The organism is Pontibacter saemangeumensis, assembly GCF_039541895.1.
In the GTDB taxonomy this organism is placed as follows: domain Bacteria; phylum Bacteroidota; class Bacteroidia; order Cytophagales; family Hymenobacteraceae; genus Pontibacter; species Pontibacter saemangeumensis.
The window spans coordinates 1-1,257 of the sequence record NZ_BAABHC010000028.1; the positions used below are offsets into that span (position 1 = coordinate 1).

Here is a 1,257-nt window from a genome sequence, read left to right on the forward strand (position 1 = left end):
TGAGATGCTCTAGTAAATACGGACAGTCGATTTGCTTAATTTAGCAAATCAATATGAAAGAAAAACCATTAACTGTTAGCCGTCGCAAGTACGATGCGGCCTTCAAAGAGGAGGTGCTGCAGATGGTATTCAACGGCCGCCCGGTCAGCGAGGTGGCCCGCTCCCTGGGTATAGGGGAGAACATCATTTACCGCTGGAAGAGCCGCCGCAAAGCCAGAGAAAACAAAGGAGAAGAGCAAGCCCCTGCCTCACCAGATTACCAGGCGCTCCACAGGCGCATCCGGGAACTGGAAACCGAACGGGACATCTTAAAAAAAGCCTTGGCCATTTTCAGCCGGCAGACCTAAAGCAGGTGTATAGTTTCATTCAGGGGAACGCAGGCAGTTGGCCGGTGCACACGCTCTGCGCGGTGCTCCAGGTGAGCCGCAGTGCCTACTACGGCTGGCTCTCTGGGTCCAGGGGCGTAAACAAAAGGGAGGAAGAGGCAGAAAGACTTGTCCTGGAGACGTTTTGGGAGCACAGAAGGCGCTATGGGGTGCGCCGCCTGGTGGCCGAGCTGAGGGAGAAGGGCGTGGAGATAGGGGCGTGCAAGGTGCGGCTGGTGCTGCGAAAGCACGGGTTAAAGGCCATCCAGCCGCGCAGCTTCGTGCCCAGGACCACCGACAGCCGCCATCCTTACCCGATAAGCCCTAACCTGCTGCTCGAAAGCCCTTTCCCCACATCACCTAACCAGGTGTGGGTCGGGGACATCACCTATATCCCGCTGGCAGGCGGAGGGTTCCTCTACCTGGCCGTGTGGATGGACCTCTACTCCCGCAGGATCGTGGGCTGGAGGTTGGATAGGCATATGCAGGAGGAACTGGTTGTGGCGGCGCTGCGGCAGGCGCTGGGCACCAGAACCGTTGCCCAAGGCGTGATCATGCACTCAGACCGGGGAGGGCAGTATGCCGGGAAATCGTTCAGGAGGCTGCTGGACAGGCGCAGGGTGCGCCAGAGCATGAGCCGGGCAGGCAACGCCTACGACAATGCCTTCATGGAGTCCTGCTTCAGCCGCTTCAAGGCCGAGCTGCTGGAGGGCGGTGCTTTTGAAAACAGGGAGGATGCGCAGAGCGAAATATTTGAGTACATCGAGATGTACTACAACACCAGAAGGAGACATTCTGCTTTAGCTTATCAGAGCCCGATGAACTATGAAAAGAACCATTATATTTATAACCGCTAAGCAAGTTTACTGTCCGTCATTTTCGACACACCTCA

General features: G+C 56.6%; 2 protein-coding genes. Both read left to right on the top strand.

Annotation, left to right across the window (positions count from 1 at the left end; translation table 11 throughout):
- Positions 1-53 precede the first annotated feature (53 nt).
- The gene (locus ABD920_RS18415) at positions 54-347 is read left to right on the top strand and encodes a transposase (protein WP_345160994.1); all 294 of its coding nucleotides are present in this window, start codon (positions 54-56) and stop codon (positions 345-347) included.
- A gap of 5 nt (positions 348-352) precedes the next feature.
- The gene (locus tag ABD920_RS18420; RefSeq protein WP_345160995.1) at positions 353-1,222 is read left to right on the top strand and encodes an IS3 family transposase; all 870 of its coding nucleotides are present in this window, start codon (positions 353-355) and stop codon (positions 1,220-1,222) included.
- The last annotated feature ends 35 nt before the right edge of the window (positions 1,223-1,257 follow it).